The organism is Aminivibrio pyruvatiphilus (assembly GCF_004366815.1).
Classification (GTDB): domain Bacteria; phylum Synergistota; class Synergistia; order Synergistales; family Aminobacteriaceae; genus Aminivibrio; species Aminivibrio pyruvatiphilus.
This window is the reverse complement of the sequence record NZ_SORI01000004.1, coordinates 1-24,795: the sequence shown is the minus strand read 5'-3', so window position 1 is coordinate 24,795 and position 24,795 is coordinate 1. Positions and strand designations below refer to the sequence as shown.

Here is a 24,795-nt window from a genome sequence, read left to right as displayed (position 1 = left end):
AATGACGGATGCCAGGACCGCACTTGTTACCGGTGCAGGCAAGGGGATAGGCAGAGCGGTTGCCCTCCGTCTTGCGGGGATGGGATTTCTTGTCGCGGTAAACTACAATCGAAGCGAAGAGCAGGCGAAGGAAGTCTGCCGGATGATCAGCGATTCCGGGGGAACAGCATTTCCCTTTAGGGGAGATGTTTCTTCCGGGAGTGACGTGAAAAAACTGTTTTCCGAAGTGGAGAAGAAACTAAGCCCTGTGTCCGTGCTGGTCAACAACGCGGGAATAACTAAAGACGGGCTTCTTATGAGAATGCCCGCCGAGGATTGGGATTCCGTGCTGACAGCCAATCTGTCCTCGGTGTATCATTGCACCAGGGAAGCTATTCGAGGAATGGTACGGGCGAAGTGGGGCAGGATCATCAATATCTCGTCGGTGGTCGCCCTGATAGGAAATCCCGGACAGGCCAACTATTGCGCTTCCAAGGCCGGCATCATCGGCTTTACCAAGGCCGTGGCGAGAGAATACGCCGGCAAGGGCATTACAGTGAATGCACTCGCTCCGGGGTTTATCTCCACGGAAATGACGGATGCCCTTCCTGACGCCGCAAGAACCGCACTTTTACAGCAGGTTCCTGCCGGCCGTTCGGGAACCCCGGAAGATGTGGCGGCGGCAGCGGCTTTTCTCGCCTCCGGGGATGCGTCATATATAACCGGGCAGGTAATCGCCGTTGACGGCGGTATGACCATGTGCTGAAATTAAATGGAAGGGGGTGAACGAGAATGAAAAAAGAGGAAATGCTCGCCCGTTTGAAAGAAATTATCATCGACAGGCTTGATGTCGAAGAGGACCAGATAGTTCCGGAGGCTTCCTTCGTGGAAGACCTCGGCGCAGATTCGCTGGACATCGTCGAGCTCATTATGGGCATCGAGGAAGAATTTGACATTGAAATTCCCGACGAAGACGCTGAAAAGCTGACGTCCGTGGGAGAAGCAATGAACTATACCCTCGGCAAACTCGGAGTTGAAGAGTAGGTCGCAGGGAAACTGACCTGACGGGAAGTCCGTCGGATTTCCCGTCAGGTCCCTTTCGTTTTATTATGTTCCAACCCTGCTGCGGAGGAGTGAAGCGTTTTGAGAAGGGTTGTCGTAACCGGGCTTGGAGTCGTGAGCCCAATTGCAACAGGAAGAGAAAATTACTGGCAGGCATTGAAAGCAGGCAAAAACGGCATCGGGCCGTATACCACTTTTGATGTCACAGATTGCCCTGTTCCCTTTGGAGCGGAAATCAAGGATTTCGACCCGTCCCAGTGGATGGACAACAAGGAAGCCAAGCGCTCCGACCGGGTCATTCAATTTGCAGTGGCAGCCGCGGATTTGGCCGTCACTGACGCGAAGCTTGATACGGCAAGCCTGGATCCCCATAAATTCGGAGTCTACATAGGAAGCGGACAAGGCGGCATAGAAACAACATTCAACAACTTCAAGACCATGATGGAAAAAGGGGCGAAAAGAGTCAGTCCCTTTTTCATTCCCATGATGATCAGTAACATGTCCACAGCGTACGTGGCCATCAAGCACCATGCGCAGGGGCCGAACATGTGTGTTGTCACAGCCTGCGCCACATCGGTCCACAGCATGGGCGAGGCATACCACACCATCATTCGGGACGATGCGGATGTCATTCTGGCCGGAGGTACGGAGGCAGCTCTCAGAAGCATCAGCATCGCCGGATTCGCTGCAATGAAAGCGATTTCCACCCGGATGGACGCTCCCGAAAAAGCGTCCCGTCCCTTCGACATTGACCGGGACGGTTTTGTCATGGGCGAAGGGGCAGGCGTGCTCGTCCTTGAAGAACTGGAACATGCACTGAAAAGAGGCGCTCATATTTACGCCGAACTCGTCGGCTACGGATCCACATGTGACGCGAGCCATATCACCGCCCCGGATCCAGAAGGCAACGGAGCGGCCAGGGCCATGCGCAAAGCAATGGCCCACGCAAAATGGCTGCCGGAAGACGTTGATTACATCAATGCCCACGGAACTTCCACTCCTCTCAACGACAAGATGGAGGCAATGGCTATCCGTTCGGTTTTCGGTGAACATACGGACAAGGTGCTGGTCAATTCCACAAAATCCATGATCGGGCACTGTCTCGGTGCGGCCGGTGCGCTGGAAACAGTGGCTGCCATGCAGTCAATCCAGGAAGGGATTATCCACCCGACGATCAATCTTGACACGCTTGACCCTGAATGCGCCATCAATGTTGTCGGTTCCAGGGCAGTGGAGAAGAACGTCTCAAGGTTCCTCGTCAACAGTTTCGGATTCGGCGGGCATAACGGCGTGGCCGCTTTCCAGAAATTTGAGGATTAGGCTGTCCGTTTCTCCATGAACTATGCAGCCTGGTTTTCCGGAGAGCTGGAAAAACTCCAGGATCGTCTTGGATATTGCTTCAGTGACGCGGGAAAACTGGAGAACGCCCTGGTGCATTCTTCCTACGCCTACGAAAAGGGCAAATCGGACCATAACGAGAGAATGGAGTATCTGGGAGATGCCGTGCTTGAGCTCGGCGTCTCCCGTTTTCTGTACGACTCCTTTCCCTCCTTTGACGAAGGCAGGCTGACCCGGTCCCGGGCCGCCATTGTCTGCGGGAAATCTCTTGCAGAGTGGGGAAGGGAGCTCGGACTGAGCGAGCTGCTCAGGACAGGCAGGGGCCTTGAAACAGAGCAGGTGCGCCATGGATCTCTCTGTTCCGATGCGGTGGAGGCTCTATTGGGGGCGGTTTTCCTGGATGGGGGGTTCTCCAGGGCAATGGATGTGGTCAACCGGTATCTCGCTTTCCATTTTTCCCGTCATCCCATAGACGGCGAAGAAAACGACCCGAAATCCGCCCTCCAGATGCTGGCCCATGAGAAAGGAATGCCGAGTCCCGTCTATGAAATCCTTTCGGTCTCGGGCCCGGCTCATTCTCCCGTGTTTTCAGTCCGGGTCCTTGTAGGAAGCGAAGAAGCCGGAGCGGGGGAGGGTGAAAGCAGAAAATCCGCCGAATTCGCCGCCGCACGGAACGCTGTTTTTTTGCTGAACCGGGAGGCCTCGGAGACAAAATGAAAAAAAAACGTACCACGCGAATCCGTTTCCCGGCGTTCCTTCTTTCCCTTTCCATCATTCTGATTTTCTTTCCTGCTGCGCCGGGATATTCATGGGATCTGTTCGTTTCCTCTCCCTGGCTTTCCACGATAGCCCGCTTCATCGGCGGAGTCAATGTTTCGGTAAAACCAGTCCAGGAATGGAACGAGGAAGGATTACCCTTCAGGAAGATACGCCAGCGGAACATTCCCACCGATTCGAGAATAGTGGCTCTTGACGCTTCCGAAGCCGCCTCTCTGGGGCTCGACCGGAAACAGTTCTCCGGACTTTTCATCCTTTACGGCACGGTGCCCTTCGACAGGACACGGGCGGACTATCACTTTTCCGACCCGTCCGTTCTCCCCTTTATTGCCCAGAGAGTCCTTACTGCCCTGTCCCAGTTCGATCCGGGGAATTACTCCTATTACCAGAGAAGATTATCGGAATTCCAGACCAGGCTCGACAGTACTGTTCTCGTTGGTAGACAGCTTTTGAAGGGCTATCCGGTGTTTGACCTTTCCGGCGGTTTTTCCAGCCTTCTATCGGCGGCGGGATGCTCTCTTCTACCCGGGGACAGGGAACTGAAGGAAAGGTGGGGAAGGGGAGAGGATCTGCAGAGCATGCAGATGAACGTCAGCGACGCGCTGAAGCAGAGGATTCCGGTGATTGTCGACCCGGGCACCCCAAAACCGATCAGGGATGCCCTGAAGGGAAACAAGGACATCCTTGTTCTTGGACGGCCCGGGCAGGAACAGGATCTTCTCCTTTTTTTCCACGATCAGTTTCTTTTGCTGTGGAATCGTCTGGCCCCTCTCAGGCAGCGTCAGCAGACAGGAAAAGAAAGCTCCTGAATCAACCGGCATTCCCGGTGTACCGTTTCCCTTATCCTGCTTCTTTCAGCGAAAAGAAAGGATATGCGGCAAGAAGCAGCATGACACTGAGAAAATAGAACGGAATCCCTTTCCCAGTATGATCGAGAAGCATTCCCACCAGGACAGGCCCCGTAGTCATTCCGAGACTGAAGGCAATGTTGAAAAGGCCCATTATGCGCCCGGACCCATACGTCTTTCCCCTTGACGCAGCCATGGCGGCCAGGGATGGAGAAGCAAAGGCATGGCCGACGCCGAAGGCTACGCTGGCAATGGAGAGGCTCAGGAGAGTTCTCAGGTTCGGAAGACCAAGAAGTGTTACTGCAGAAATCAGTCCCCCCACAAGAATGAGCCGGTGCTTGTGCAGGTTGTCGGCGAGCCTGCCGGAAACCCGCTGCAGAAGGCCGGTGGAGAGAGAGTTGAGGGAAACCACGAATCCAATTTCCGAAAGAGAAAGCCGTATTTCCGAGGCGAGGAGGGGAATCATCATCACAAGCACTCCCCGGGACATGGCGGAGCAGAACTGGAAGAAAAAAACGATCAGCATTTCATGGTCCGTGAGAATCCCGTGGAAAACAGACCTGAGCCCGCAGAAAGCCTCGCTTCCCCGACCGGAAGAAAGGTTGCCGGGCAGGAAACGGAAGACAAGGACCATGGAAAGGACGGTCAATGCCGTCATGGCGTAGAAAGGTGCATTAAAACCGATTGTTTCGGCGAGGAGACCGCTCAGGAGCGGGCCCGTACCCACCCCGAGAAAAAGGGCACCCTGGAGGGAGCCGAAAAAAACTCCCTCTTTCCCTTTCGGCGCCACTTCGGCCCCTATGGCCATGGTAATGGGGACGACCATGGCTGAACCGATGCCATGGCCTATCCTGATGGCGATGAGGCCTTCCGTGGTGGCTGCAAATGTATAGGCAACGGATGCAAGAGCGTAAAAAGCAAGGCCCGAAAGAAGGAGTACTTTTCTGTTCATCCTCTCCGCCAGTTCTCCGGATACGATCATACCGCCGGTCCTGGAAAAGGAAAAGGAACCGATAATCATTCCTATGGCGAGACCGCTTGCACCAAGCCGCTTCGCATAGAGAGGCAGCACGGGGGCAATAATGCCGATCCCCAGCATGGCACAGAACATGGAAAGGCTGAGAACGGTTAAAATTTTGCTGTAGGAAACCTCTGTTGAAAACAACAAAAATACACTCCGATCGTTCCATGTTGATTTTTTCGTTCCATATTTATATACCAGATTCATGATACTATGTTTTGTCTACAATTACAACGCATTTCGGGCCTTCGCCGGTACCCGGAAAAGGGAGATTAACGGATGAAACCGGGCAAAAAAAGCCTGAATTCAGCTGATGAATTCAGGCTTTCCGAAAAGGCGGGTTTTGTCCTTCGAGACGGCACCAGCCCGAAAATTCCCTCTTAGAGCCCTTTCCCCTCCGGTGTGGCATGGACAACGTCAGCGGCACAAAATGACCTGCTACCCTTGCCGTTTTCCACAAGAAGCTCTCCATTTTCGCCGATGCCCGAGGCTCTTCCGGCAAAGGATTCTTCTTCCGTAAGAACGGTAACGTTTTTTCCGATAGTTGAGCATTCTTCCCTGTAGCGGGAAAGGAGGGATTCTCCCCCGTCGCCGGAAAGGCCTGCTATAAGAAGGTAAAACTTCTCTATGACCGCCGCGCAGAGGGCACCCCTGTGGACCGGCCCGGTTTCCCAACCCAGGGATGCCGCGTTTTCCAGTCCGCCGCCGGCAAGATCCTCCCTGCTCAGGGAAATGTTGATACCTATTCCTGTACAGCAGTCCCGTATTCTTTCGGGATCGCTTGAAGCCTCGGAAAGGATTCCGCAGATTTTTCTCCCCCTGAACAGCAGGTCGTTCGGCCATTTGAGAGATACCTCACGGCCGCAGACGGAGCGTATTGCTTCCCTGACCGCCAGCCCTGCGGCCAGGTTCACCAGCTGCAGGCGTCCGGGAAGCATGCGGGGCCTGAAAAAAACGGAAAAGTACAGGCCTGCGCCCCGGGGAGAAACCCAGGTTCTGTCTCTTCTCCCCCTGCCCTTTGTCTGTTCTTCCGCAATGACGACAATTCCGTCGGTTTCGCCCTGCCTGCCTATTCTTTTGGCAGCCTCCTGGGTGGACGAAACGCTTTCGAAAACATGGATTTCCCCTCCCCAGGGGCAATCAGGAGAAATCATGCTGCCGATCAGGGAAGGAGCAAGATCATACACCGGGAGTTCCCGGAGAATGTACCCTTTCTGCGGAACAGAAGCAACGGAAAAACCTTCCTCTTCGAGGTCACGAACGGCCTTCCAGACAGCCTGTCTTGAAAGGGAAAGCACCTGCGAGACAACTCCTCCTGAAACAACGGTCCCCCCGGAATCGCGGAGAAGGCGGCAGAGTTCAACGGTTGCGCGTCGAGATTTCATGGAATGTCCCCCTTATCTTCCAAGCCGAATGATATAATGAAAAATCACGCAGCACAATAACAATGAGGGGGAATCGACATGGCGATAACTTCAAACGCCACTGTTCTGGAGGAACTGCGGGTTATGAGAAAAGACCTGCAGGACAGTCTTTGACCTGGATTCGATAAGGGAAAAGAAAGAAAAACTGGAAGCTTCCGCGTCCGCCCCGGATTTCTGGGGCCGGGAGGACTGTCATACCGTCACCAGGGAGATAGCCCGGCTTCAGCAAAAAATGGACACCTGGGACAGGGTGGACGGCATTTTTCAGGACCTGGCCGTTCTCTCAGAAATGCTGTCCGAATCTGACGACGATGAACTGCAGAGCGAATTTAGCACAACTTCTGCGAACCTGAAGAAAATCATTGAAAAAGAACAGCTTCTTCTGCTTCTTTCTGAAGAATACGACGGCAACAACGCAATCCTTTCAGTACATGCGGGGTCGGGAGGACTTGACTCCCAGGACTGGGCGGAAATGCTCCTCCGGCTTTTCCTCCGCTGGGCGGAAAGAGAAGGCTGCAAAGCCAGAATTCTCGAAATTCTCCAGGATGAGGAAGCCGGTATAAAGAGTGCCACCGTTCTTGTGGAAGGTGATTTTGCCTATGGTTTCCTGAAGTCGGAAAAGGGCGTTCACCGACTCGTCAGGATATCTCCCTTCGATGCGGCAAAACGCCGCCATACGAGCTTTGCCTCGGTGGACGTTGCGCCCGAGCTGCCTGACGATGTGGAGATCGAGATCCGGCCGGAGGACCTGAAGATGGACACCTACAGGGCCAGCGGAGCCGGAGGTCAGTATGTCAACAGGACGGATTCAGCGGTCCGGATAACCCATATTCCGAGTGGAATCATTGTCGCATGCCAGAACGAAAGATCCCAGCACATGAACAGGCAGGTGGCCATGCAGGTGCTGCGAAGCAGGCTTTTTGAAAAGGCATGGCAGGAAAGGCAGCAGGAACTTCTGGCAATTCAGGGAGAAAAGAAGGAAATCAGCTGGGGAAGCCAGATACGAAGCTACGTTCTTCATCCCTACACGCTGGTGAAAGATCACCGGACAGGACACGAAACGGGAAACGTTCAGGCTGTTCTCGACGGCGATATCGACGAATTTATCATGAATTTCCTGCGCTGGAAGAAACAGAACTGACGATTCTTATTCGGGAGGAAATAACCCATGAAGCCTGTTCGTTGTTTTTTGTTTCTCCTTTTGTCCGTTCTGCTGGCTGTCTCTGCAGACGCAGCACCCTTCAGGCCCTCCGGGCCTTCCCTGGGTGCGTCATCGCTCAGGCCGGGAATGAAGGGACATGCCCTGACGGTCGTTTCCGGGCGGGAGATAATCCGGTTCCCCGTTGAGATCGTCAGCGTCATTCCAAGAAAAGGCTCACCGAGAAACCTCATCATGGTACGGGCTTCCGGACCGGTAATAGCGAAAACCGGGGGAATAGCAGCGGGGATGAGCGGGAGCCCCGTGTACGTGAATGGAAAGCTCATCGGTGCCATCGGGTACGGATGGAACTTCAGCGAACACAACCTCGGCCTTGTGACGCCTCTCGAGGATATGGCCTCCATATGGGACTGGCCGGAAAAGAAGGTTGTCCTTCCGGGCCTCCCTCCTTTGGGAACCGGGCCAGCCGAAGATGACAACGACCAAAAGGAAGAAAAACCTGAAAACAGCCGGAAAGAAACCCGGGAGAAAGAAAAGGACGAAGAAGAGGACGGGCCGCTGCTGCAGGGAGAAGTATCACCTCTTTTCATTGACGGGATCAGCTCCAGAAAAGCCACGGAACTCACCGCTCTTCTGGGAAAGGAACGGTATGTTCCGGGAGGAGGCTTTTCAGAAGACATCCCCGTCGAAATGAATGCCAAACTTCTTCCCGGAGAGGCGATCACCGTTCTTCTTGCCTGGGGCGATGTAACCATCGGGTCAACCGGAACCCTCACGGCGGTCGCTCAGGACGGTCGGTTCATCGGATTCGCCCACCCCTTCCTCGGAAAGGGAGCAGTGAATTATCCCGTAGCGAGGGCCTATATCCACAGCGTCGTGCCCAGTCTCGAGGCGCCGTTCAAGGTCGGAAGCCCCCTCAGAATCGTCGGAACAGTTACCCATGACAGGCCCCAGGCCATCGGAGGGAGAATCGGCTATTTCACTCCCTCCGTTTCGGCCACTCTCAATTTCATGGACACCGACAGGAAGGCAGACGGCAGAAAGCGGTTCCACTTCGTGCCGGATCCTTTCATTGGGGCAAAGCTTTCCGCCGGAATATTCACAGGGCTCATCGACGATCTCTGGGGCAGAAAAGGGCAGGGGACCGCCGTTTTTTCCCTGACGGTACACGGAAGGGGCATGGGGCAGGGCTGGACCCGGAGGAACATGTTCTTCTCCGACAAGGACCTTGCAGCCGACGCGCTGAAGGAAGCGGCTGACCTGCTGGATATCATCTTCCTCAACCCATTTGCGGAAGTCTACCCCCTCGGCGTGACAGTCTCGGCGGAATTCACCGAGGAACCGAGACTAATGTTCATCGAGGGCATCGAGGTCAAGGGAGAATCGTTTTCTGCGGGAGACACGGTCGAAGTGGAAGTTAACCTGAGGCCTTACCGCAGGAAGCAGGTAAAAAAAGTCTTCAAAATCGTTATTCCGAAAGATGCCGGAGGATTGTGCGAAATTCTCGTCAGGGGCGGCGGAATCGAGCCTCTCAATCAGTCGGCAGTTATCCAGGGGTGGAAGACCATTGCGAATTTCCGCCAGATGTTTACCGAAATGTCCGCCCTGGAAACAAACAACGAACTGATCATTGAGTTCAACTACGAAAAGGTTTCAAAACGAGGAAAAGACCGCAGGGATACCGAGGATCCGGTTTCCAGGGAAGAACAGGAACTTTTGAGCGAGATGAAGAAACGGCGGCTCGAGGACGGCACTCTCCAGATTTTCAAATCAGAATTCGTCGTGGAGGGACTGCTCAGAAAAATTGTGAACGTGAAGCAGGGCGATGGAAAGAACAGCGAGCAGACTGAAGATGAAGAGGAGTAACGGGGTGTTTCTCACCCTGGAAGGCATTGACGGATGCGGCAAAACAACCCAGGCCCGCATCCTTGTGGGGAACCTGGCTTCGCGGTTTGGGGATGATGCCGTTCTCTGGACAAAAGAACCGGGCGGATGGACAGGAGGGGAGAAAATACGGGATCTTCTCCTTAAACACGGAATGCAGCATCCTCTGAGCGAGCTTTTTCTCTTTCTCGCCGACCGGTGCGAACATATCAGGGAAGTTGTCGCTCCCGCCCTTGAAGCGGGGAAAATTGTCGTATGCGAAAGATATACCGATTCCACCCTTGCCTATCAGTCATGGGGCAGGAAGATACCCCTCGAAAAGATCGAGGAGCTGTTTCGGTGGTGTGCATTTCCTGTTCCGGACCAGACCTTCTGGATTGATTTGCCGCCCGGGAAAGCCTATCATAGAGTGTCACGCCGGGGAGGCCCGGACCGTATGGAGGAGAAGGGAACACCCTTTCTTGAAAATGTCCGCAGGGGCTTTCTTTTTCTCTCCGAACGGGAACCGGAACGAATAACCCGGCTGGACGGAGACAATGACGCAGACGCCATTGCCGGAGAGATTGCGCGGAGGGCGGAGGTGCTTCTTTCCCCTTGAAGGTCAAGAAAAACGCCGATGAACGAATTTCCGGGGGAGAATCCGGATTCCAGGCGAGAAAGAAAGGGCTTTCCTCCCCGGCCCGGGGAACGGAACCCCGTCCGTTTTCCCAGTCTCTCGAAGACGCCGAGACAATGGAACTCATTGAAAAACTGGAACTCCTGGGCAGAAAAATGACCCAGTTCCCTGCGGAAAGCACCCTGCAGCAATACAGAAACCTGGTGAAAGAGCTCCTCCGGAGGGCAATCGGCGGTTTGCGTATCCGCAGGGACATGAAATGGAGACGGAACGACCGCAATCTGTACGTCACGGTGGAAAAAGTCGAATCCATCCTGGGAGAACTGGAAGTCGTTTTCAGGAGGGAAGGCGAAAGGACCCGAATGCTTCAGTTGATGGAAGAGGTGAAGGGATGTCTCATTTCCCTGCTTCTCTAACCGCATCCGAACCCTGGAAGAGACTTCAGTCTCTCGCTGCCCTCGATCTCTTCCCCCACTGCATTTCCCTTTCGGCACCGGAGAATATCCACGGAATGCTCGCCAGGGAAATAGCGGAGATGATTCTCTGCCTCAACCGGACCGGGGGAGACGACTGTACAGCCTGCAGGGCATGGTCAGGGGAAGACCATCCTGACCTCGTCAGGGGCGGAGAGCCGGGAAAGGCTCCTGCCATAGACGCCTGCAGAGAGGTCATACGGGCCATGGCATACCGTCCGGTGGTCTCTCATAAACGGTGCGCCGTTATTTTTTCCGCCGAACGAATGCTGCTGCCTGCAGCCAACAGCCTTTTGAAACTTGCGGAAGAACCGCCCGTACATGGTGTTGTGTTCTTTCTCGTCTCCGAGGAAGAGCGTTTGCTCCCCACGCTGAAAAGCAGGGCCTGGACGGTGTCCCTTCGTGACGGGAAAAAGACGGAGAAAAAACCCGTCCCGTCCTCACCGGAAGAGTGGGGCAGATGGGTTGAAAAAAACAGCGGCAGTGAGATTGACGACGTACTGCCGCAGTTCGAACCATGGATCCGCCACCTGGTGGAATCCGGTGACCATGAGGGGGCAGGAAAAGCTGAACGCCTGAGAATTCTGCTGGAATCCAGGCGTCTTTCCCGAACCATGGCTCTTGATCTGACAGTGCTGGCTCTCAAGGAGGGTATTGTTTTTGAGCATTTATTTGGCGATTTTTGGTAAACCAAGATATCTCGGACTTCTCGACCTCCAGGAACCGGTGCCCGTACGAGGTGCCTGGCTTGTAACTGAAACAATGCGGGGGATAGAACTCGCGCTTCTGGGCGGCCCTCTCTCGCCGGAACAGGAGGAACGCTACAGAAACTCATGCAGCGACGATTCCTCGGACAGCCAGGTGAAGGGCGGCGAACCTGCGCTGCAGGAAATAGCCTTCGTCAGAGAAGCAACCGAAGAGGATATGAACGACGCGTCCCTGGAGAGGGAAGAGGAGAACTCCGTTCTCCTGAAGGCCAGGGAACTCCTCAGGAATCACAATCTTTCCATGAAACTCGTGGATGTTGAGTTCCTTCTCGACAGGAAAAAACTGTTTTTTTATTTTACCTCGGAACAGAGAGTCGACTTCCGGGCTTTCGTCAGAGACCTCGCAAAGGAATTCAAAACCCGCATCGAGCTCAGGCAGATAGGCGTCAGAGACGAAGCCAAGGCCGTCAAGGGGCTGGCTCCATGCGGCCAGCGCTGCTGCTGCAGCTACTGGCTTCACCGGTTCACCCCCATCTGCATCAAAATGGTGAAAGAACAGAACCTGGCATTGAATCCCACGAAAATTTCCGGCATCTGCGGCAGACTTATGTGCTGCATGTCCTATGAACACCATCTCTACGGAGAACTCTGGAAGGGGCTGCCGAATCCAGGCTCGAAACTCAGGACCCCGGGCGGCAACTTCCTTATTGACGGAGTTGAGCTCTCTGCCCAATCCGTCCGGATAAGGACACCGGAAGGGAAGGAAATTCTTGTAAAAACCGAAGAATTCCAGCGGTTCAAAGAAACGGTCATGGAGGGCGGTTCCTGGGAAGATGCAGCCGCACCGAAGGAACTCAGGAGCACCCGAGAGGACACTTTCCGGCCGGCAAGGAAAAGAACTCCCGAACCCAGGGAGGAAGCCGCGGGAGAAAAATCCCCTCCCCGACAGGAGCGACGGAAAACCGAGGAGAAAATTCCCCGGGAGCAGGAAAAAGAAAAGGATACCGCTCCCCAGGCGGGAGCGGCGAAGAAAAAACGACGGAGAAAAAGAAAACCCTCCCAGGGAGAAAAAGCCCCGGCAACCCCGGTTTCTTCCCCTGAAAAGACACCTGTTGCTCCTGAAAAACCCAGGCAGCAGGAACAGGAAGTCCGTCAGGGTGAAGGACAGAAAAAAAAGAAACCGAACAGCAGGCGAAGGCGCCCCCAGAAAGGAAACAGGGAAACACCATCACAGCAGGGCGAGAATACAAAAGCCAGTCCATCTCCGGAGGTGTAGAGCGCCGTGGTCTTTTTTGAAAGGTTGAAGCAGGGACTGAAAGGTGTCCGGGAGCGGTGGAGCGGGGGATTGTCCCGCCTCTTTTCCGGAAGCGTCGTGGATGAGGCCTTCTGGGACAATCTTGAAGAAATACTCATCAGCGGTGACGTGGGGATTGACCTGACGCTCAGGTTGATCGATTCGCTGAAGAAGGAATCCGCCGAGAAGAGAATCAGCAGGCCCGAAGACCTTTTCAGGCTTTTCGAGGATACAATTTCTTCCCAGCTTCTTGCCGTTCCTTCCATGGGGCAGCCCCTGTCAATAGCCCATCCAAGGCCGGTCATTATCCTCCTTGTAGGCGTCAACGGCAGCGGAAAAACAACAACGGCAGGAAAACTCGCTTCCCGGTGGACGAAAGAAGGGAAAAAGGTCGTTTTCGCCGCAGCAGACACATTCCGTGCCGCGGCCATCGAGCAGCTGAAAGTGTGGGGAGATCGCTCCGGCGTCCGCGTCATAGCCCAGCAGCAGGGAAGCGACGCAGCGGCCGTCGCCTTTGACGCCTTCCAGGCAGCGAAGGCCTCCGGTGCTGACGTGCTCATCGTGGATACGGCCGGAAGGCTTCATTCCAAGCACAACCTCATGGAAGAACTGGGAAAGATTCACCGCATCCTGGAAAAAGAAAAGGGAGACTCCCGGATGGAAGTACTGCTGGTTCTTGATTCCGTCATGGGTCAGAACGGCCTTGCCCAGGCTGAGACGTTCAACAAACTGCTCCCCCTGTCCGGCGTGGTTCTCACGAAATACGATAACACAGCAAAGGGAGGCATTCTTCTTGCTATCGCAGACAGCCTGAAAATTCCCGTGCGCTATGTCGGGCTTGGAGAGGGGGAAGAAGATCTCCGGGCTTTCGATATAAGGGAATTCGTCAGTGCCCTCCTTGGAGATGACAGCCATGGGCAGGGAAACTAAAAAGACCCCCCGAAGACGAATAGACGAAAAAGCCGCCCCTACACTTTCGAAGGTTCTCCGTGATCTCTACCTCCACGGAATAGAATTCTGCCTTTTCTTCTCTCCCTGTGAGGGGCATCCTGTTTTTTCAAAGGATCAGATCATCTCCGTGCTCGAAAAGGGTGAAGGGGAAAGAAACGTCTGTGAACTGACGAAACTCTGCCCTTCCTTTTCAACTCTTGAGGACCTTCTTGAAAAGAAGGTCCTCGTTAAACAGACGGAACTTCTTGTTCTGAAGGACGCCGACCTGAGGATTCTTTCGGTTTCATCCATAGCGGGAATGGCGGAAGGGGACGTCGAAACGGGCATTCCCCTCTGGTGGGATGCCCCCCTTCCTTTCGTATCCTGGACCGGCGGGCGCTTCACCGCCAACCGGAAAGCGGCGGAGGTGCTCGGCGGCATCCCGGTGCCCCGGGGGAAGGGACCTGAGTTTCTCTGTGAGACGTCCGGCGGAAAGTGCTTTTTGTTCAGGGAGATTCATCCCGCAGTATTTCTGGTGGATGATGTCTCCGAGGATATGGGGAACGCCAAAGAGATGACATGGTGGGCTGCGGTAGGGAAAGCCTTCGTTTCACGCCTCAGGGGAAAGGGCTTTTCCGTGGAGAAGACAACGGAAGTTCCCTCTGCCGCTGAAGATGAACGGGATGAAGTCCTGGCCTGCGTATGGGACGATAACATCCTGGGATACCTGAAGGTGAAGGATGGAAAGGAATTCTGACGGTACGCTGTTTTATCCCGTTAAACTTGTCGTGGGTGTTCTCTACCCGGACGAAAACCGCTGGATCTGGACGGCGGAGAAACTCTCGGCCCTCTGGGGATTACCAGAAGATGTCAGTTCCGAGTTTCCCTTCACCGTCACGGACTATTACACCGACATTTCCCCCGTCCTGTTCCGCCGGTTTCTTTCCTTTCCGGGTCTTCGTGACGGCGGGGCTCTGCCGGAATGGAAACGGGCCGCCTGCCGGCTCGAGAATGAGAGCGGCGCCCCGAGAGCGGTGAACATCGATCCGGGGTATGTGAACGGAGCGCGGCTGGTGCTTGCCTCGACCAAGGACCACGCGCATCGGGTGTACATCGGCGGAGGAATTCACGGCGAAGTGACCCTCCGTTTCCGATTCAAGAAATGGGAGTCCTTCGACTACACCTTTCCCGATTTTGCACAAGGCCTGTATGACGGTTTTCTTTCAGCCGTAAGGAAAAAATGGATCCTGGAAATGGAATCGAGGAGGAGCAAAAAATGATCGGGAGATACCAAACAGCAGAAATGAAAGCCATCTGGAGCGAAGAGTGCAAATTCCGAGCCTGGCTGGAAGTGGAGCTCGCCGTTTGCAGGGTCTGGATGGAAAAGGGAATCATCCCTGCGGATGCCTACACGGACATCTGTGAAAAAGCCTCTTTTGACATCGGGAGAATCAACGAGATAGAGGAGCAGGTGCACCATGATGTCATCGCCTTTGTTTCCGCCGTCGCCGAAAAAGTCGGGGAAAACGGCAGATACATCCATCTCGGCCTGACAAGCAGCGATGTGATTGACACTGCGTCCTCCCTGTCGCTGAAACGCTCTTTCTCCATAGTGAAAGAAAAAACCGCAGCCCTGATGGGCGCCATAGCCGAGCGGGCAGAAGAATTCAAATACACCCCCTGCGTCGGGCGAACTCACGGGATCCACGGCGAACCCACCACTTTCGGGCTGAAACTCCTCAACTGGCTCTACCAGCTCCAGAGGGACACGGAAAGGCTGGAACTGGCGGAAGAACAGGTCAGCTACGGCAAAATTTCAGGGGCAGTGGGAACCTACGCCCACTGCGAACCTTCTGTGGAACGGAGAGTGTGCGACCTTCTCGGACTCAAACCCTCTCTGGTTTCAACCCAGATTCTCCAGAGAGACAGGCACAGCAACGCAATGAACACACTTGCCCTCCTCGGAGGCGCTCTCGACCGATTTGCAACAGAAATCCGCCATCTGCAGAGAACGGAAGTTATGGAGGCAATGGAACCCTTCGGCGCAAAACAGAAAGGTTCGAGCGCCATGCCCCACAAGAGAAACCCCATCCTGTGCGAGCGCATTTCCGGAATGAGCCGGCTCCTGAGAGGATACGCCCTCACCGCCATGGAGAACATGACCCTCTGGCATGAACGGGATATAAGCCATTCCTCCGCTGAAAGAGTCATCTGGCCGGATGCTTTTCACCTGATCACCTATATGCTCTCAAAAATGACATATATTGTTAAAAATATGGTTGTAAATACCTCTAAAATGAGAGAAAATCTGGATATAACCCGGGGACTCGTTTTCAGCCAGCGTATTCTCCTCGATCTGGTCGAGCGGTTCGGCCTTCCGAGGGAAGAAGCCTACGCCATAGTTCAGGAAAACGCGATGAAATGCTGGTCAGGGGGAAAATCTTTCCAGGAGCTGCTCCTTGAAGATGAACGGATCGCATCCCGTCTTTCCCCGGAGGACCTGGAGGGCCTTTTTTCAACCGATCACTATTTCCGCTGGGTTGACGAGATATTCGCACGTTTCCGCCGGTAACAGGGCAACATATAATCTATTCGGGAGGAGATACTATGTTTGCTGCTGACAGGAACCTTGCGCTCGAGCTGGTCAGGGCCACAGAAGCGGCCGCCATGGCAGCGGGACGATGGATGGGGCGGGGAGACAAGAACGCTGTTGACGGAGCGGCGGTAAACGCGCTCCGGTACATTCTCAACACGGTCAGCATGTCCGGTGTCGTTGTCATCGGAGAAGGAGAAAAGGATGAAGCCCCCATGCTCTACAACGGAGAGAAGCTTGGAGCGGAAAACGCCCCTGAAGTCGACATCGCCGTCGATCCCATAGACGGCACCAGACTGACCGCTCTCGGTCTTGCCGGAGCCATCAGCGTCGTCGCCGTTTCCGAACGGGGTACCATGTTCAACCCCAAGAACATTTACTACATGAACAAGCTCGTCGTCGGTCCCGAAGCGGCGGACGTCATAGACATCAACCTCACTCCCGAGGAAAACGTGGCCCGCGTGGCGGAGGCAAAGGGAAAGGCCCTGGATGATGTTACGGTAGTCGTCCTGGACCGCCCCCGCCACGAGGAACTGAAAACCCGGCTACGGAATGTGGGTGCCAGGATCAAGCTCATCCCCGACGGTGACATCGGCGGAGCTCTTCTCACATGCAAGGACCGCGGCGGAGCCGACCTCCTCATGGGCATCGGCGGGTCTCCGGAAGCAGTTATCACAGCCTGCGCCATCAAGTGCCTCGGAGGCAGCATGCAGTGCAAGCTCTGGCCGAGAAATGACGAGGATATAGCCGAAAGCAGGAAAAGAGGCCTCGATCTTGACCAGGTTCTCACCATCAACGACCTCGTCAGGGGGGACAACGTGTTCTTTGCCGCTACGGGCGTCACCGACGGAGATTTTTTGAAGGGCGTCCGTTACGAAGGTCGGGAAATTCATACAAGTTCCATGGTCATGAGATCACGAAGCGGCACTATCCGCTTCGTGGACAGCATCCACATGCCGAAGAAGCTGTCGGAACTCTCCAAGGTGAGCGGCATCGAATACAGCACGGTCTGAAGACAAAGGACTTGAAGCAGGAGAAGGCGGAAAGGTGACCTCTTCCCGCCTTCTTTTTTTATTTCTTTTTCCACTTTTCAGCCCCGATGGCCACCTGGCCGACGGAAACGCACTCGTCGTTGGGCGGAACAAGCCTGTGGAGCAGGGGATTGAGTCCCCTCTTCACGAGGAGTTTTTTTACCGTTGCCGTCAGTCTCCTGTTCTGCCAGACGCCTCCCGAAAGAGCCACATCCCGTATCCCTGTGTCTTCCGCCAAACGGCAGCAGACTTCGGCAACCCCATGGGCAAGCCCTGTGTGCATCGCTCCCGCGATAAGTTCCTTCCTCATGGTGCCTCGATTTTCCATCAACCAGCGGACGGCGGGCCTCCAGTCAAGTATCAAGTGTCCTTCCCGGTTTTCAACAGTAAAAGGAGCACTGATCCGACCTCCCTCCGCAATCCCTTCAAGAGCCATGGCAGCCTGCCCGTCGAAGGTGATTTTTTCCGCAAGTCCCAGAAGGGCGGAAACGCCGTCAAAGAATCTTCCGCAGGAGGTCGTGAGCGGCGAGATCCGGAGAACGGAAAGAACCTGACGGATCACTGCTTTTCTGGCCGGCCAGAGTTTCTCCCCCAGCGGCAGTGCCGTTTCTGGTCCCATGGTCTCGGCGAGAAGTGAAAGCCCGTACCGCCAGGGCTCCATCACGGCGGCATCACCTCCGGGAAGGCGGGAAGGATGGAAGTGCCCTTTCCTGGAGAAACCCGAACAATCCCCCACAAGAAATTCTCCGCCCCAGACGGTTCCGTCCGGACCATATCCGGTGCCGTCAAAAATCGCCCCTATGGCAGGGCCCCTGACGCCGTTTTCAAGCAGGCATGCAGCGAGGTGGGCGTGATGATGCTGTACTGCCAATCTTTCTCCCTCAAAGGAAGGAAGGTTCATCAGGGCGGCAGCGGTGGAAAGGAACTGGGGATGAAGATCATGGACAAGGTATTCCGGGCTGAGGCCGTACAACGTCATGAAGTGTTTCATCGCCCGGCCGAAATAGGCTGCCGTTTCCCGCTGTTTCATGTCTCCAAGGTATTGCCCCGGGAAAACGAGGTTTCCTTTTGAAACGCAGAATGTGGACTTCATTTCCGCTCCCGCTCCGAGAATGACCGGCGTATCTTCCTGGATGGCCATGGGGGCGGGTGTATACCCTCTCGCTCTCCGGAGAAGGAAGTATGACCGTCCCAGGGGAGCGGCTACCGAATCATCGATGGCCATATAAATTTCCCTGTCATGGAGCAAAAAAAAGTCTGCAATCCCCGCAAGGGCGGAGAGGGCTTTTTCGTTCGAGGAAACGATGGGTTCATCGGAAAAATTCGCACTGGTCATGATCAGGGCTTTTTTTTCTTCAAGGATCAGCAGGTGAAGAGGTGAATAGGGGAGGAGCAGCCCCACCGTTTTCTGGCCCGGCGCCACAAGTTCCGAAAGGGGATATTTCGTTCTCCGGCAGCAGAGAACAATGGGCTTTCTCGGAGAAAGAAGCAGATCCCTGGCACTTCCAGGGATATATGCCATCCTCTCCGCCTCTTCCATGGAAGAAGCCATAACCGCAAACGGCTTGTCTTTTCTCCCTTTTCTCTGCCGCAGCAGTGTCACTGTCTCATCGCTGAAGGGCGTGCATGCAATGTGAAACCCTCCGATGCCTTTAACAGCTACAATCCGTCCCTCTTCGAGAAAGGCCGAGCATTCCCTGACCGCTTCGTCTCCGCGGCAGAGAACGGTCCCTCCGCCGTCGGCCAGCCATACCGAAGGACCACAGTCGAAACAGGCGTTGGGCTGCGCATGGAACCTCCTGTCAAAAGAGTCATGATATTCTCTGCTGCAGGAAGGACACATGGCAAACGGGGCCATGGCCGTCTTCGGCCGGTCGTAGGGGAGGTCCCGTATGATCGTGTACCTGGGGCCGCAGTTCGTGCAGTTAATAAAAGGATACCGGTATCTCCTGTCGGACGGGTCCCGCATCTCTGACACGCAGTCATCGCAGACAGCAAGATCCGGCGGGATGAGCACAGACAGCTCTTCTTCCTTTTTGCTCTCGAGAATCCTGAAAGCCGTTTCCCCCGAATCCTCCGCCCGGCGGTCCTCGAGAACAACGGCCGAAGTAATTACGGAAGCCGGGGGATTCTCTGTGGAAAGAGCGTGGAGATACCTGTCCAGGACCTCAGGTTCACCGGTGAGCTCGACTTCAACTCCTCCCGACGTATTTCTGACCGATCCGGCAAGACCAAGTTTTTCTGCCAGTCGGGCGCAAAAAGGACGAAATCCGACACCCTGAACGATGCCGGAGACGAGAATCTTTCTGTGGAAAAGCATTGACAAACCTCCAATCTGAATGCATTGTAATATACAAAGAAAGAGGTGCATAGTGGAACGGGGTGATGAAGCCATGTCGCTTTTGGACTTCGGTCTCATTCATGTTTATATGGGTGAAGGCAAAGGTAAAACAACAAGTGCCCTGGGACTCGTGGTTCGCATGACCGGATGCGGCGGAAAGACCGCTTTTATCCAGTTCATGAAAGGATGGCTCTACAGCGAAGTCCGGGGGCTCTCATTTCTTCCCGGAGTCAAGCTCATCCAAACGGGCCGTCCTGATTACATCTATCCCGGGCAAATTGACCCCGTTGATTTCGCCGAAGCGGAAAAAGGACTGCAGGCGGCCCGGCAGGTCCTTCTCTCCGGATGTTATGATCTTGTCATTCTGGACGAAATCAACGTAGCCCTCTCATTCGGCCTGGTACCCCTTGCGGAAGTCCTCGAACTCCTGAAACGAAAACCGCTCCACGTGGAAGTGGTGCTCACGGGGAGGAATCCTCCGACCGAGCTGATAGAAATAGCTGACCTTGTGACAGACATGGCCGAGGTGAAACATCCCTACAGGAAGGGAATTCTGGCCAGAAAGGGAATCGACTGCTGAAAAGGCACCGAATACAAGACATATTCCGGGAGGATATCTCTATGGCAAAACACTCTGGAGGAAAACAGATTTCACTGGAACAGCTTCGAAAAAAAACAGATATCAGGTCTCTCGGCTTCAGCACAACGGAGGACCTTCAGCCCCTGCAGGAATTTATCGGCCAGAAACGGGCCGTTTCCGCCATTTCCTTCGGCCTGGAGGTGGAGAGCAAGGGCTACAACATTTTTGTCCTCGGCAACCCCGGCAGCGGCAGAACAACCTACTCTCTCGAGCGGCTAAGGTCGGCGGCAGCGAAACGAGCGGCCCCGGACGACTGGGTGTACGTTTATAACTTTGATGATCCTGGACAGCCGCTGGCGATAAACCTCCCGGCAGGGAAAGGAAAGGCTCTCGGCGCTGCCTTTGATGAACTTCTTGAAGAACTCAAGATCTCCATCAGCAAGGCCTTCGAGAAGAGCCAGTACGAAGACGCAAAGGCACAGCTGGTCAAAGAATTCCAGGAAGAGGTCAACCAGCTTATGGAAGAGGTGAAGGCCTGGGCTGCGGAAAAGGAATTCTCCCTGAAGAGGACTCCCCAGGGATTCGTCAATATTCCCCTCACCGAGGAGGAAGGCGAAAACGGGGAAAAAATGAAGCGGGAAATCCAGCAGGAGGAGTTCGAGGCCCTTTCCGACGAGGATCAGAAGTCCTGGCAGAAAAAATCGGAAGAAGTTTCCCAGAAAACCCTGGACACACTCAGGAAAATCCGTGACCTGGAGAAAGGGCTGAAGGAGCGTATCGTCAAGCTGGAGGCGGAAATATGCAGAAACGCCATAACCCCCTACCTCCAGGACGTGAAGGAGAAGTTCGGAACGACCGAGATCCTCTGTTCCTGGATTGACGCCCTGACGGAAGACATCATCGATAACTTCAGCATCTTCGTCGCCGCGGCGAAAGACGAAAACGCCGACATAGACTTCACCCGCTATACCGTAAACGTCTTTGTCTGCAACGACCCCGAGCACGGTTCTCCCGTCATATGGGAGACCAACCCGACATACTACAATCTCTCAGGAAAAGTTGAATACGAAAGCCGCCAGGGATATCTCTACACCGACTTCAGGAAGATCGTGCCCGGAGCCTTCCAGAAGGCAAACGGCGGATTTCTCGTTCTTGATGCGGAGAAAGTCCTTCTTAATTTCATGTCATGGGAAGCGCTCAAGCGGGTACTCAGGACGGGAGAGGCGAACATTGAAAACCTGGGCGAGCAGTACGGTGCGGTTCCCGTCTCCTCCCTGAGACCCCAGCCTCTTCCCATCCGACTCAAGGTCGTCATGGTGGGAACCCCCTACCTGTACGCCCTGCTTCAATATTACGATCCCGAGTTCCTGAAAATGTTCAAGATAAAGGCCGACTTCGACACGGACATGCTGAGGACCGCGGAGACGGAACAGCAGATGGCCCGGTTTATCGCCACCTGTCTGAAGCGGGAGAACGGACTGCCCTTCGACGCTTCCGGAGTTGCGGAAGTCATCGACTGGTCGAGCAGAATTTCCGACGACCAGGAAAGAATATCCACCGAGTTCAACAAAATAACAGAAGTCATCGTGGAGTCATCAGCGTGGGCAAAAGCGGACGGAGCCTCCCTCGTCACCGGCCGGCACGTGCAGAAGGCGGTGGAAGAGAAGAAGTTCCGTTCAAACCTGATCCAGGAACGGATCGCCAGGGCCTACGAGGACGGGGTCATCAGGATTGACACATCCGGGGAAATCGTCGGCCAGATCAACGGCCTCTCCGTGGTGGATCTCATGGACTATCGTTTCGGGCACCCCTCCCGGATAACCGCGAACGTCTACATGGGGCAGGAAGGCGTTGTCAACATCGAACGGGAAGTAAAGCTCACCGGGCCGATCCACAACAAGGGACTGCTCATCCTGACGAGTTACCTCGGAAGGAAATACGCCCAGGACATGCCCCTTTCCCTTTCCGCCCGCATAACCTTCGAACAGATGTACGGAGGCATCGAGGGAGACAGCGCCTCTTCAACGGAGCTGTACTGCCTTCTTTCCGCCCTTTCCGGTGTCCCCCTGAAGCAGGGATTCGCCGTGACCGGATCGGTGGATCAGTTCGGCAACATTCAGCCCATCGGCGGAGTCAACGAGAAAATCGAAGGATTTTTCCAGTACTGCGAACACCGCGGCCTCACCGGGGAGCAGGGCGTTATCATTCCGGTCCAGAACGTCCGCCATCTCATGCTCGAGGAAAAAATCCTGGAAGCGGTAAAGGACGGCATGTTCGGAGTGTTTTCCGTCAAGACCATTGACGAAGGCATCGAGCTCCTTACCGGCGTTTCTCCTTCCACCATCCACAGGAAAGTGAAAAACAGGCTCAAGAAATGGATGAAGGAAGGGGCCAAACTCAAGAAAAAGTACAAGCTCGAGGCGGAGGAAGACGAAAACGATGGCGAAGAGTAGCTTTCCCCGACCCGCCGCAATCGACGAGGTATTTGACGGCCTGGAAAAGATGTGGGGGAATGAATCGGCTCCTCCGGACCTGGCTCATGAGGAACCCCTCGACGGGCTTGTGCTGACCCTGCTTTCCCAGAACACCAATGACCGAAACAGGGACAGGGCCTTTGACGCTCTCAAGGCCCGCTTTCCGGAATGGAACGCAGCAGCCGGTGCTTCCTCCGAAGACATCGCCGAATGCATCAGGCCCGCCGGGCTGGCGAAAACAAAATCGGAAAGACTGCTCCGCATCCTCGATACGATCAGGAAAACCTTTGGGACCTACTCGCTGAAGGAACTCAGGGGCTGGGAAGGCACGAAGGTCAGGGAATACCTTTCCTCGCTGCCGGGTATCGGCGCAAAAACCATCGCCTGCGTCATGCTGTTCGATCTCGGGAAACCGGCTTTTCCTGTGGACACCCACATTGCAAGGTTCTGCAGACGCATGGAGTGGGTTTCGGAAAAGACCGCGCCGGAAGAAATGCAGGTTCTCCTCGAGAAATGGGTTCCCCGGGAGCGTTTTTACGGGGGACACATTAATATCATCGAACACGGCAGGGGCGTCTGCGGTGCAAGAAAACCGGCCTGCGGAAAATGCCGGATCTCCGGACTCTGTCCCTATAACGGAAAAAACGGGCCCCTCTCATGAGGGGCCCGTTTTTTCCGTGCGGGGCGATTTTCAGGATTCTTCCTTCCGCAGCCTTTCAAGCACTATCTTGTAGCCGTCAGCTCCGTATTCCAGAAATTTTTTCACCCGGCTGATTGTGGCGGTGCTGGCGCCTGTCTGCTGGGCAATCTGGGGGTATGTGTATCCCTCGCTGAGGAGCCGGGACACTTCAAGCCGCTGGGCCAGAGCCCTGATTTCCCCAATGGTTGCCACGTCTTCGAGGAAACTGTAAATTTCCTCCGGAGTTTCGAGGGAGAGAAGCGCTTGGCAGAGCTGATCCGTCAATTTATCCTTCCATTTTTCGACCATCAATGGCACCTCCTCGGCTTCTGAACCGTTCCGGATTATTCCCCAGTGAAGAAAAGAAACGGAGAACTTCAGTCATTTCATCCTCTGTGCCGATCGTCAGCCTGATCCAGCAACGCCCGTCCCCTGTTTCCGGCGTCAGATCGAGAAACTTGAAACAAAAGCGCCCTTCCGCAGCAGAACGAACCTCACCTTCCGGAACAGGCAACCGCAGCAGAAGAAAATTCCCGTCGCTCCCGAAGGCCTTCCAGCCTTCAAGGGTATTGATGCCTTCCCGGACAACATCCCTCAGTTTCTTCACTCTTTCAGCGGAGAGGGCCGGGAACCCGGGATATTCCAGGACAACCTCCGCCGCAGCTTCCGTAAAAATTCCCACATTGAAGGGACTCCTCGCCTCTTCCAGGGCGGATGCGGCAGAAGCTCCGCAGTATGCCCATCCGAAGCGCACCCCGGCCATTCCCCATGCCTTAGAGAGCGTCTTCAGAACTATAACGTTGTCAGGAACCCGGGCCCCTGAAAGGCCCGCCAGAAAGGTGCTTTCTCCGAATTCTCCGTAGGCTTCATCAACTACCACGAAGGACTCACTTCGGGCAATTACATCTCCGATAAAAGAAGAAGGCAGGCTTTTTCCGGTGGGGTTGTTCGGCGTGTCGAGAAGAACAAGAGCCGGCTTTTCCTTTTCAACCGCTTCGAGAAAAGCCCCGGCGGGAAAAACCGGTTCCTCCCCCTCCAGGTGGATGGGAAGAGTAATATGCCTCGCTCCGGCGAGTCGGGACAGCCTGTAATACTCTGAAAAAGTGGGAGAAAACGTCAGAACCTGATCTCCGGGGCGTACAAAGCGGGAGAAAACCATCCCGAGGATTTCATCGCCGCCGTTGCCGATCACCACGGATTCCGGAGAAAGGTCTGCAAGACCGGCGAGCTTACGCTTCAGGAAAGGGTACCCCGGATCAGGGTACCTGTTAAACTGAAGACCGGAAATCTTTTTCGCAACAGCATCCCTGATTTCCTTCGGCGTCTGGAAAGGATTTTCATTTTTGTCCAGATATAGGGGCATAATGCTGTCTCCTAAAGTGTTGAAAACTTTATCATATTACATTGTGCATTTCCTCAAGTCTTTCGCAGTCTAGGAGCCTGTCGGACTTAGGCCACATCGGATAAAATAGACTCATCCCGACCAAAGGCGGCGAAAGAGCATGGTGACCAGATTCCAGACAGTAGACAGAGCGACTCCGTACATACTCCCCCAGTCCATTGAGGACTGGCTTCCCGAAGACCA

General features: G+C 54.8%; 24 protein-coding genes. 19 read left to right on the top strand and 5 right to left on the bottom strand.

Features of this window, described 5'->3' with window-relative positions:
• The first annotated feature begins 1 nt into the window (after window position 1).
• The 5 genes from fabG to C8D99_RS04245 all read left to right on the top strand — a co-directional run bounded on the left by fabG (window position 2) and on the right by C8D99_RS04245 (window position 3,965).
• Window positions 2–745 (top strand): 3-oxoacyl-[acyl-carrier-protein] reductase, encoded by a 744-nt coding sequence (fabG, locus tag C8D99_RS04265; RefSeq protein ID WP_133956755.1) that lies wholly within the window; start codon window positions 2–4, stop codon window positions 743–745.
• A gap of 26 nt (window positions 746–771) precedes the next feature.
• On the top strand, window positions 772–1,023 hold the full coding sequence (gene acpP, locus C8D99_RS04260; RefSeq protein WP_133956753.1) for an acyl carrier protein: 252 nt from the start codon (window positions 772–774) through the stop codon (window positions 1,021–1,023).
• A 99-nt stretch (window positions 1,024–1,122) separates the two neighbouring features.
• Window positions 1,123–2,361, top strand: coding sequence for a beta-ketoacyl-ACP synthase II (gene fabF, locus C8D99_RS04255; protein WP_133956751.1), 1,239 nt, complete (start codon window positions 1,123–1,125; stop codon window positions 2,359–2,361).
• A gap of 15 nt (window positions 2,362–2,376) precedes the next feature.
• Window positions 2,377–3,096, top strand: a complete 720-nt coding sequence (rnc, locus tag C8D99_RS04250) for a ribonuclease III (protein WP_133956749.1) — start codon at window positions 2,377–2,379, stop codon at window positions 3,094–3,096.
• Window positions 3,093–3,965 carry a hypothetical protein gene (locus C8D99_RS04245; RefSeq protein WP_133956747.1) on the top strand — a complete coding sequence of 291 codons (873 nt, stop codon included), beginning with the start codon at window positions 3,093–3,095 and terminating at the stop codon, window positions 3,963–3,965. The genes rnc and C8D99_RS04245 overlap by 4 nt, the downstream gene beginning before the upstream one ends.
• Window positions 3,966–3,996: 31 nt before the next feature.
• Here the strand turns inward: C8D99_RS04245 and C8D99_RS04240 are convergent, their stop codons facing one another.
• Both C8D99_RS04240 and C8D99_RS04235 read right to left on the bottom strand, forming a co-directional pair.
• Complete coding sequence (locus C8D99_RS04240) at window positions 3,997–5,115, bottom strand: MFS transporter (RefSeq protein WP_208321072.1); 1,119 nt, start codon at window positions 5,113–5,115, stop codon at window positions 3,997–3,999.
• A gap of 290 nt (window positions 5,116–5,405) precedes the next feature.
• The gene (locus C8D99_RS04235) at window positions 5,406–6,410 is read right to left on the bottom strand and encodes a biotin--[acetyl-CoA-carboxylase] ligase (RefSeq protein WP_133956743.1); all 1,005 of its coding nucleotides are present in this window, start codon (window positions 6,408–6,410) and stop codon (window positions 5,406–5,408) included.
• 78 nt (window positions 6,411–6,488) lie between these two features.
• On the opposite strand from C8D99_RS04235, the gene prfB reads away from it, so the two are divergent.
• The 11 genes from prfB to glpX all read left to right on the top strand — a co-directional run bounded on the left by prfB (window position 6,489) and on the right by glpX (window position 17,118).
• Window positions 6,489–7,590, top strand: a protein-coding gene (gene prfB / locus C8D99_RS04230) for a peptide chain release factor 2 (protein ID WP_133956741.1) whose coding sequence is annotated in 2 segments (ribosomal slippage) — window positions 6,489–6,560 and window positions 6,562–7,590 — 1,101 coding nt in all. Because the reading frame shifts where the segments join, the coding sequence is not laid out codon by codon here.
• 27 nt (window positions 7,591–7,617) lie between these two features.
• Window positions 7,618–9,474: a SpoIVB peptidase S55 domain-containing protein gene (locus C8D99_RS04225; protein WP_133956739.1), complete on the top strand. Its 1,857-nt coding sequence runs from the start codon at window positions 7,618–7,620 to the stop codon at window positions 9,472–9,474.
• Entirely contained in the window at window positions 9,461–10,090 is a 630-nt protein-coding gene (tmk, locus tag C8D99_RS04220) for a dTMP kinase (RefSeq protein ID WP_243833832.1), read from the top strand. The genes C8D99_RS04225 and tmk overlap by 14 nt, the downstream gene beginning before the upstream one ends.
• Window positions 10,087–10,524, top strand: a complete 438-nt coding sequence (locus C8D99_RS04215) for a DUF327 family protein (protein ID WP_133956737.1) — start codon at window positions 10,087–10,089, stop codon at window positions 10,522–10,524. The genes tmk and C8D99_RS04215 overlap by 4 nt, the downstream gene beginning before the upstream one ends.
• A complete protein-coding gene (locus tag C8D99_RS04210) occupies window positions 10,500–11,270 on the top strand; it encodes a hypothetical protein (RefSeq protein ID WP_133956735.1) in 771 nt (256 codons plus the stop codon). Before C8D99_RS04215 ends, C8D99_RS04210 begins: the two co-directional genes overlap by 25 nt.
• On the top strand, window positions 11,242–12,564 hold the full coding sequence (gene ricT, locus C8D99_RS15730) for a regulatory iron-sulfur-containing complex subunit RicT (protein WP_133956733.1): 1,323 nt from the start codon (window positions 11,242–11,244) through the stop codon (window positions 12,562–12,564). Before C8D99_RS04210 ends, ricT begins: the two co-directional genes overlap by 29 nt.
• 6 nt (window positions 12,565–12,570) lie before the next feature.
• The gene (gene ftsY / locus C8D99_RS04200; protein WP_133956731.1) at window positions 12,571–13,512 is read left to right on the top strand and encodes a signal recognition particle-docking protein FtsY; all 942 of its coding nucleotides are present in this window, start codon (window positions 12,571–12,573) and stop codon (window positions 13,510–13,512) included.
• On the top strand, window positions 13,496–14,269 hold the full coding sequence (locus C8D99_RS04195) for a hypothetical protein (protein WP_133956729.1): 774 nt from the start codon (window positions 13,496–13,498) through the stop codon (window positions 14,267–14,269). The genes ftsY and C8D99_RS04195 overlap by 17 nt, the downstream gene beginning before the upstream one ends.
• Window positions 14,253–14,792, top strand: a complete 540-nt coding sequence (locus C8D99_RS04190) for a DUF4416 family protein (RefSeq protein WP_243833831.1) — start codon at window positions 14,253–14,255, stop codon at window positions 14,790–14,792. Before C8D99_RS04195 ends, C8D99_RS04190 begins: the two co-directional genes overlap by 17 nt.
• Window positions 14,789–16,084 (top strand): adenylosuccinate lyase, encoded by a 1,296-nt coding sequence (gene purB / locus C8D99_RS04185; protein WP_133956727.1) that lies wholly within the window; start codon window positions 14,789–14,791, stop codon window positions 16,082–16,084. Before C8D99_RS04190 ends, purB begins: the two co-directional genes overlap by 4 nt.
• 35 nt (window positions 16,085–16,119) lie before the next feature.
• The gene (gene glpX / locus C8D99_RS04180; RefSeq protein ID WP_133956725.1) at window positions 16,120–17,118 is read left to right on the top strand and encodes a class II fructose-bisphosphatase; all 999 of its coding nucleotides are present in this window, start codon (window positions 16,120–16,122) and stop codon (window positions 17,116–17,118) included.
• Window positions 17,119–17,176: 58 nt separating this feature from the next.
• On the opposite strand, the gene hypF is transcribed toward glpX, so the two are convergent.
• Window positions 17,177–19,456: a carbamoyltransferase HypF gene (hypF, locus tag C8D99_RS04175; RefSeq protein WP_133956723.1), complete on the bottom strand. Its 2,280-nt coding sequence runs from the start codon at window positions 19,454–19,456 to the stop codon at window positions 17,177–17,179.
• 73 nt (window positions 19,457–19,529) lie between these two features.
• Here hypF and C8D99_RS04170 point away from each other — a divergent pair, with 73 nt between their 5' ends.
• The 3 genes from C8D99_RS04170 to C8D99_RS04160 are packed head-to-tail and all read left to right on the top strand — an operon-like array spanning window position 19,530 to window position 23,192.
• Window positions 19,530–20,057 carry a cob(I)yrinic acid a,c-diamide adenosyltransferase gene (locus C8D99_RS04170; RefSeq protein WP_133956721.1) on the top strand — a complete coding sequence of 176 codons (528 nt, stop codon included), beginning with the start codon at window positions 19,530–19,532 and terminating at the stop codon, window positions 20,055–20,057.
• A 41-nt stretch (window positions 20,058–20,098) separates the two neighbouring features.
• Entirely contained in the window at window positions 20,099–22,510 is a 2,412-nt protein-coding gene (locus C8D99_RS04165) for a Lon protease family protein (RefSeq protein WP_133956719.1), read from the top strand.
• On the top strand, window positions 22,497–23,192 hold the full coding sequence (locus C8D99_RS04160; protein ID WP_133956717.1) for an endonuclease III domain-containing protein: 696 nt from the start codon (window positions 22,497–22,499) through the stop codon (window positions 23,190–23,192). The genes C8D99_RS04165 and C8D99_RS04160 overlap by 14 nt, the downstream gene beginning before the upstream one ends.
• A 30-nt stretch (window positions 23,193–23,222) precedes the next feature.
• Here the strand turns inward: C8D99_RS04160 and C8D99_RS04155 are convergent, their stop codons facing one another.
• Both C8D99_RS04155 and C8D99_RS04150 read right to left on the bottom strand, forming a co-directional pair.
• On the bottom strand, window positions 23,223–23,519 hold the full coding sequence (locus C8D99_RS04155; protein WP_133956715.1) for a YerC/YecD family TrpR-related protein: 297 nt from the start codon (window positions 23,517–23,519) through the stop codon (window positions 23,223–23,225).
• Entirely contained in the window at window positions 23,497–24,573 is a 1,077-nt protein-coding gene (locus C8D99_RS04150) for a pyridoxal phosphate-dependent aminotransferase (RefSeq protein WP_133956713.1), read from the bottom strand. The genes C8D99_RS04155 and C8D99_RS04150 overlap by 23 nt, the downstream gene beginning before the upstream one ends.
• Between the last annotated feature and the right edge of the window lie 222 nt (window positions 24,574–24,795).